Origin of the sequence: Streptomyces sp. CBMA123 (genome assembly GCF_014596465.1) — a bacterium.
Lineage (GTDB): Bacteria > Actinomycetota > Actinomycetes > Streptomycetales > Streptomycetaceae > Kitasatospora.
Window position 1 is genome coordinate 1 of sequence record NZ_MECK01000278.1, and the last position, 6,708, is coordinate 6,708.

Annotated in this window: 8 protein-coding genes; 4 read left to right on the forward strand and 4 right to left on the reverse strand. The window is 75.8% G+C overall.

Annotation, left to right across the window (positions count from 1 at the left end; all coding sequences use genetic code 11):
- Window positions 1-137: 137 nt before the first annotated feature.
- The 4 genes from BG452_RS26930 to BG452_RS26945 are packed head-to-tail and all read left to right on the forward strand — an operon-like array spanning window position 138 to window position 2,301.
- Window positions 138-761 carry an ATP-binding protein gene (locus BG452_RS26930; RefSeq protein WP_188306949.1) on the forward strand — a complete coding sequence of 208 codons (624 nt, stop codon included), beginning with the start codon at window positions 138-140 and terminating at the stop codon, window positions 759-761.
- Window positions 762-774: 13 nt separating this feature from the next.
- Window positions 775-1,647 carry a glycosyltransferase family 2 protein gene (locus BG452_RS26935; RefSeq protein WP_188306950.1) on the forward strand — a complete coding sequence of 291 codons (873 nt, stop codon included), beginning with the start codon at window positions 775-777 and terminating at the stop codon, window positions 1,645-1,647.
- Window positions 1,648-1,690: 43 nt separating this feature from the next.
- Window positions 1,691-1,933 carry a plasmid mobilization protein gene (locus tag BG452_RS26940; RefSeq protein ID WP_188306951.1) on the forward strand — a complete coding sequence of 81 codons (243 nt, stop codon included), beginning with the start codon at window positions 1,691-1,693 and terminating at the stop codon, window positions 1,931-1,933.
- On the forward strand, window positions 1,930-2,301 hold the full coding sequence (locus tag BG452_RS26945; protein WP_188306952.1) for a fic family toxin-antitoxin system, toxin component: 372 nt from the start codon (window positions 1,930-1,932) through the stop codon (window positions 2,299-2,301). Before BG452_RS26940 ends, BG452_RS26945 begins: the two co-directional genes overlap by 4 nt.
- A 71-nt stretch (window positions 2,302-2,372) precedes the next feature.
- Here BG452_RS26945 and BG452_RS26950 read toward each other — a convergent pair whose 3' ends face one another.
- From BG452_RS26950 to BG452_RS26965, 4 genes are all read right to left on the reverse strand, one after another.
- Window positions 2,373-3,734 carry a Fic family protein gene (locus tag BG452_RS26950; RefSeq protein WP_188306953.1) on the reverse strand — a complete coding sequence of 454 codons (1,362 nt, stop codon included), beginning with the start codon at window positions 3,732-3,734 and terminating at the stop codon, window positions 2,373-2,375.
- Between the two features lie 31 nt (window positions 3,735-3,765).
- Window positions 3,766-4,431 (reverse strand): DJ-1/PfpI family protein, encoded by a 666-nt coding sequence (locus BG452_RS26955; protein WP_188306954.1) that lies wholly within the window; start codon window positions 4,429-4,431, stop codon window positions 3,766-3,768.
- Window positions 4,432-4,442: 11 nt separating this feature from the next.
- The gene (locus BG452_RS26960; protein ID WP_188306955.1) at window positions 4,443-5,429 is read right to left on the reverse strand and encodes a GlxA family transcriptional regulator; all 987 of its coding nucleotides are present in this window, start codon (window positions 5,427-5,429) and stop codon (window positions 4,443-4,445) included.
- Between the two features lie 285 nt (window positions 5,430-5,714).
- A partial coding sequence (locus BG452_RS26965; RefSeq protein ID WP_188306956.1) for a lanthionine synthetase C family protein occupies window positions 5,715-6,708 on the reverse strand: 994 nt, incomplete at its 5' end.

Genomic DNA, 6,708 nt, shown 5'->3' on the forward strand with positions numbered 1-6,708 from the left:
CAGGGCCGACACGGGCTGGTCGTGCGGGCCCGGGGCGGGCGGCAAGTGCGGTACCGGCGCGGGCGGCAAGTGCGGTACCAGCGCCATGCGTTGGGGGATCGACGGGCGGCGGGTGAGGGCTCGGGCATACTCCTCGGATGGACGGAAGCAGCAGGGCCGACTGGAGCAACACCACCCATGACTGGGCAGCCGCCGTGGACGGCGAGCACCTCGCGCGGATCCGGGCGGACGCGGCCGGGTACGCGCCGGGCGGGGTGGCGCACCTTGTGCTGGAGGTGCTGGCGTACGCCGCCGACGAGGCGGCCGCGCGCGGGAGCGGCCAGTGCGTCGTCACCCTGCACGCCGACGGCGCGGTCTCCGTCCGGGACGACGGGCGGGGCACCGACACCCGGGTCGCCGAGCGCGGCGAGGTGGTCAAGAAGCCGGTCATGGCGACCAAGGACCTGCGCTTCTTCGACCACCCCGGGGCGGAGGCGCTCCCGGACGGGCACCCGCGCCGGGGCATGTCCGTGGTCGCGGCGCTGAGCACCCGGCTGCTGCACACCAACCGCCGGCTCAACGGCGCCTGGACCCAGCGCTACGAGCACGGCCTGCCGGCGACCGGTCTGGACCCGGTCGAGCCCGACGGGACCACCGGCACCTGCGTGACCTTCCACCCGGACGCGTCGTTGCTTCCGCGGGGCCCGTTGGACGCGGAGCGGCTGGGCCGGTGGGCGGCGCGCTGGCCCGCGCTGGCGGTCCGGGTGGAGAACGGCGGATAGGAAGCGGTTGCGGATGGGCGTGACGCTGGGCGTGGTGGTGCTGACGATGGGCGACCGGCCCCGGGAACTGCGGGCGCTGCTCGACTCGGTGGCCGCCCAGGAGGGCGGTGGCGCGACGGTCGTGGTCCTCGGCCAGGGCGCCCGGCTGCCCGCACTCCCGCCCTGGGTGCACGCCGTGGAACTCCCCGAGAACCTCGGCATCCCCGGCGGCCGCAACGCCGGCATCGAACGGCTGCGCCGGCTCGGCGGCGTGGACGTCGTGGTGAACCTGGACGACGACGGGCTGCTGCCCCGCACCGACACCTTCCGGCTGGTCCGCGAGGCCTTCGAGGACGACCCGCGCCTCGGCGTGGTCGGCTTCCGGATCGCCGACGAGACCGGGCACACCCAGCGCCGGCACGTCCCGCGCCTCGGCGCCGCCGGCCCGCTGCGCTCCGGCGAGGTCACCGGCTTCCTGGGCGGCGGCCACGCCATCCGGATGGACGTCTTCGCCCAGGTGGGCGACTTCTGCGCGCAGTTCTTCTACGCCCACGAGGAGACCGACTTCGCCTGGCGCGCCCTCGACGCCGGCTGGACCGTCCACTACCGCGCCGACCTGCTGCTCCGGCACCCGCGCACCGACCCCGCCCGGCACACCGGGTACTACCGCCGCACCGCCCGCAACCGGGTCTGGCTGGCCAAGCGTCACCTGCCCGCCCCGCTGGTGCCGCTCTACCTGGCCTCCTGGACGCTCTACACACTGAGCCGGCGCCCGCCGAGGGCCGGGCTGCGGGCGTGGTGCGCCGGTTTCCTGGAGGGCGTCCGCACCCCGTGCCCGCCGCGCCGCCCGATCCGCTGGGCCACGGTGTGGCGGATGGCCCGGCTGGGGCGGCCGCCGGTGTACTGAGGCCGCCTTGTAGCGGGCGCTACCGGCGGCTACGCTCGCCGCCATGAAGCAGCTGAACGTCCGACTGGACGACGCCGTGCACGAGGCCCTGGAGCAGCGCGCGGAGGCCGCCGGGATGAGCCTGCCGGACTACGCCCGCAGGGTGCTGGCGGAGGAGGCGGACGAACGGCGCGAGCGGTTCCTGACCGCCGCCGCCCACTTCGCCCAGGCCTGGGCGCCCGCCTTCGAGGAGGAGTTCGGGCCCTACCCGCGCAGCACCCGCGACGCCACGGCGGACGCGGCGTGATCCTGCGGATCGACCGGGTCTGGCTGCTCGACATCGCCCACCAGTTCCTGCCGAACGACCCGGACGTCACCGACTACGGCACCCTGGCCGCCGCCGTGGCCCGGCACGCCGACGAGGTCATGGACGTGCCGGTGTACGGTGCCGTGCACCAGCGCGCGGCCGCGCTGATGCACCAGCTGATCCGCGCCCCGGCCCTGGAGTCCGCCAACGAGCACTTCGCCGCCGTGGTCGCCGCCTCCTACCTGAGCGCCTCGGGCGTGATCGTGACCGCCGAGCCCAAGCAGGCCGTGGAGCTGGCCGCCCGGATCCGCGCCGGGAACGCCGACGTACGGGAGAGCGCGGCGGCGATCCGCAGCTGGTACCGCTGAGGCGGGCTCAACGGGCGGCTGGACACCGGACGTCGGACGGGTCGACTTCTCGTGCGCACCGGCGGGGCCGCTCAGGCCGCCCGGCGGCGGGTCTCCGCGAGGTGGGTGTCGAGGAAGCCGGCGAGGAACACCGCGCCCGACGGGTCGGCGGCGCGGTAACCCAGCCGGCGCAGCAGGCCGACGCTGTCCAGGGCGACGCCCTCGCGGGCCAGGACGAAGACCAGGACGAGGAAGGCGCAGCGCGCGTTGCCGTCGTCGAAGGGGTGGAAGAAGCACACGTCCAGGTAGGCGCGCGCGGCGCGGGCGGCCAGTGGGAGGGGGCGCGCGGCATCCGGCGCGCTCTCGGCCAGACAGGCGTCGAGCCGGGCCCGGGTGTCCGGGCCGATGCCGTAGCGCTCCCGGCCCTCCTTGGCGAAGGCGGGCAGGGTGCGGAACTCCGGCGGCCGCGCGGTGCCGAGGACGTGCTGCTGCCAGCGCCGGAGCAGGCCGAAGTCGAGGTCCGCACCGCGCGCGGCGTCGGCCCGCAGCAGGTCGAGCGCGGCGAGCAGGCCGTCCGCACGGGCGGGGTCGATGGCGGCGTCGAAGGCACGGATGGACTCGGCGGCGCCGTCGCGGGCCGGGGTCACCGGTCCGTCCGCGGCAGCTGCGGACGGCTCGGGCCAGGCGATCGTGCCACGGGTGGTGAGCCAGCCCGCCAGGTGGTCCGGCGTGGGGCCGTCCGGCCGCACGCCGCTGTCCTCCGGCCGCAGCGAGCGCGCGATCCGCTCGGCGACGTCGTCGATCAGCACCAGGTCCGGGGCGGTCCAGCTCTTGAACCGTCCGCCGATCGCCTGCCCGACCAGCCGCTCGGCGGCCGCCGGATCGAATCCCCAGCGGTCGAGGAACCAGGTGAGCACCTGCCGGCAGTGCCCGAACCAGGCGCTCTCGTGCCCGGTGAAGTCGGAGACCTGCTGGATCAGGTTCCGGACGGCACGCTCCCAGAGGATCCGCTGGCCGTCGACGGCGGCGGGATCCAGGGGGTACGCCTCGAACCGGCCGGCCAGCAGCTCCAGCCAATCGCGCCACTCGCACAATGAGCTGACGACGCGTCCGACCGTCTCCTCCGGGGTGGTGATCGAGTGCGAGGTGCAGCACCAGGTGCCGACCGGTCCGCCGTCGTAGTCCGCCTCGCCGACCGACCAGCGCCAGCCCAGCGCCCACCGGCCGTAGCGCTGCGCCAGCGCGTAGGACATCGCGTCGGCCCACGGAGTGCCCACGTCCGAGCGCCAGGCGGAGGACGCGGGATCGAGGACGTGGAAGTCGGGCCGGACGGGCGCCCGGTGGGCGGGCCCGAGCGCGCGCACCACCTCGGCTGCGGCGTCGTGGTCGAAGGGATGGCGGGCGGGGTCAACCTCGGCCCACGTCAGGCTGAAGGGGGCCAGATCCAGAGTCACCGGGCAAGACTGGCGACCCGCTGGCCCGCGATCAACCGATTTTCGGACGATCCTGCGGCCGCGCGGCGGAGCGGTGCGGACCGTTCGCCAGGTACTCCTTCGCCTCCGTGGAGGCCTTGGCGTAGGAGCCCGAGTCGAAGGGCGGCTGGGGGTCGTACTCGATGGCGAGCTGGAAGGCCTCGGCGGCGACCCGGCCGGCGATCAGTTCGGCCAGCCGCAGCGCCATGTCGATGCCCGAGGACACCCCGGCGGCGGTCACGATGCCGCCGGGCTGCTCCACGACGCGCTGCGCCGTGTACCTGGCGCCGTACGACTCCAGGGTGTCGACGGCGCTCCAGTGGGTGGTGGCCGCCAGGCCGTCGAGCAGGCCGGCCGCGCCGAGCAGCAGGGAGCCGGTGCAGACCGAGGTGGTCCAGGTGCTGGTGGCGTGGATGCGGCGGATCCAGTCCAGCAGCAGCCGGTCGTCGAGCCCGCGGCGCGCGCCCGGGCCGCCGGGGACCAGCAGGACGTCGGCCGCCGTGACGTCCTCGAAGGAGGCGGGGGCGAGGAGGCCGAGCGAGCCGTCGCCGTCCGCGTGGACGCCCGCAGTGGCGGCGGCGAAGAGGACCTCGGCCTCCGGCAGCATCCGGAGGACCTCGTACGGGCCGACGGCGTCCAGAGCGGTGAAGCCGTCGAAGAGCGGGATGACGATGCGCACGGGCGGGCCTTTCAGACCTGGACGGGGTGGGCGGAGAAGCGCCTGCGGTAGTCACCGGGGGTGACGTGCAGGGCGCGTTTGAAGCTGCGGTGCAGGGTCGCGACGGTGCCGAAGCCGCAGGAGTGGGCCACCGCGCCGAGCTTGGCGCTCGTCGTCTCCAGCAGCCGCCGGGCGGCCTCGACCCGGACGCTCTCGACGTACGCGGCGGGGGTGCGGCCGGTCTCCGCCCGGAAGACCCGGGTGAAGTTCCGTTCGCTCATCGCGGCGCGGGCGGCCAGGGCGGGCACGCCGAGGTCGGCGTCGGGGTGGTCGGCGATCCAGGCGAGGATCTCGCGCAGGGGTGCCCGCTCCGGTCGCTGGGCGGCCAGTTGGGCGCTGAACTGCGCCTGACCGCCCGGGCGTTGGACGAACATCACCAGTCGGCGGGCGATCGTGCGGGAGACCTCCGGCCCGTGGTCGGCCTCGGTCATGGCGAGTGCGAGGTCCATGCCGGCGGTGATCCCGGCCGAGGTCCACAGCTCGCCGTCGCGGACGAAGATCGGGTCGGGATCGACGGTGACCAGCGGGTGGCGTTCGGCCAGGCGGGCGCAGTGCGACCAGTGGGTGACCGCGCGCCGCCCGTCGAGGAGTCCGGCCGCGCCCAGCAGGAAGGCGCCGCTGCACACCGAGGCGGTGCGGCGGGAGCGCCGGGCGGTGCGGGCGAACCAGTCGACGAACCGGCGGTCCTCGCAGGCCTGGTGGACGCCCTCACCGCCGACGGCGACGAGGGTGTCCACCGGCGCGTCGGCCTCGTCGAGTCCGTCGAACTCGTCGATGGTCCGGGTCGGGGAGACGGCGAGACCGCTGCTGGCCGGCACCGGTCCGGGCGCGGCGGCCACGGTGTCGATGACGACGCCGCCGGTCAGCCGCCCCGCATGGGTGAAGACCTCGTGGGGGCCGGTCAGATCGAGGATCTGGAAGTCCGGGAAGACGGCGAAGACGATGCGCGGGCTGCTCACCTCCCCAGCCTGGCCGGGCCCGGCCGTTGGCGGCAAGGACACGCAGATGACGATTTCCGCCATGCCTCCGGGTGCGGATGGTCAGGGCGCCCAGGGCAGGCGGAGGGCCTCCGGCTCGGGATCGGCCGGCGGGGCCTCGATCAGCGCCGGGGGACCGGCGACCTTGGGTGGCTTGGGCCTCGGGCGGCGGGCGTCGGGGTGGTGGGCGTCCGGCGGCGGGCCTCGGGGTGGTGGGGTGCGGGGTGGTGGGGGTGCCACCGATCGCTCGGGCCGGTGGTGCGGCTGTCAGGCGAGCAGCAGGGCGCGGTCCCAGCAGGTGGCGGGGGCGTGGTCGGTGGCGAAGGTGTGCAGGGCGAGGGCGGCTCCGGCGGCGCCGGTGAGGAAGCCGGCCGGGTCGTCCGTCCAGCCGTGCCTGGTGCGGGGCTCGACGAAGCCGAACGGGCCATCTGGGTCCGTGAGTTGAAGCAGTCGGGCGGCCAGGGTGGGGAGGCGCTGGGCCGTCCGGCGGTCGGTGCCGTCCTGGGCGATGCGCCAGGCGCACTGCAGCAGTCCGCCCCAGCCGTGGCAGAGCCCGGTGTCGGTGAGGGCCTCGCCGCTGCGGTCCAGGGCGGCGAGCAGCGCCGCCTCTGCGGTGCGGCACCAGGACGGCACGTCGAGTGCCAGCCCGGCGAGTTGCAGGGCGCGGGCGATGCCGGGGGAGCCGTAGCACCAGGACGGGCGGCCGGGTGCCTCCGCGACGCCGGGTGCCTCCGCGACGCCGGGCGCCGGCTCCACGGAGGCCGGCCACCACGGCCCGGCCCGGTCCGTCCGGACCTCGCCGAGCAGCCACTGCGCCAGCCGGGTGATCGCCTCGGCCTGCCCCGGCACCCGCACCCCCTGCCGCCAGGCCAGCGCGAGCAGCGCGAGCGGGCCCGGGGCGCCGTGCGCCAGCCCGAGGTTGGCGTGGCCCAGTCCGGGGGTGACGGTGCGGTAGCTGTGGACGTCCTGGGCGACCCACCAGCCGGGCAGCCCGGCCAGCGGCTCGGTGAGTGCCACCAGGCTCCGCAGCGCCGCCTCGGTCGCCGGGCGGTCCTGGTCGAGCAGGACGGCGCCGAGCCCGGCCAGGCCGGAGATCAGGTCGTAGGACTCCAGCGCGGTGTGGTCCGTGCCGTCGGCGATCCGCTGCCGCTCGCGGTGGGCCAGCCGCTCGGCCAGGACGGCGGTCTCGCCGCGCAGGTGGGCGCGGGCCGAGCGGTAGTCCTGCGGGCCGGCGGCGGCCCGGGGCAGGGCGAAGCAGAGC

Excerpts from the sequence above, each read along its gene's own strand:
- BG452_RS26940 (WP_188306951.1), top strand. The coding sequence starts at position 1,691 with ATGAAGCAGCTGAACGTCCGACTGGACGACGCCGTGCACGAGGCCCTG.
- BG452_RS26930 (WP_188306949.1), top strand. The coding sequence starts at position 138 with ATGGACGGAAGCAGCAGGGCCGACTGGAGCAACACCACCCATGACTGG.
- BG452_RS26935 (WP_188306950.1), top strand. The coding sequence starts at position 775 with ATGGGCGTGACGCTGGGCGTGGTGGTGCTGACGATGGGCGACCGGCCC.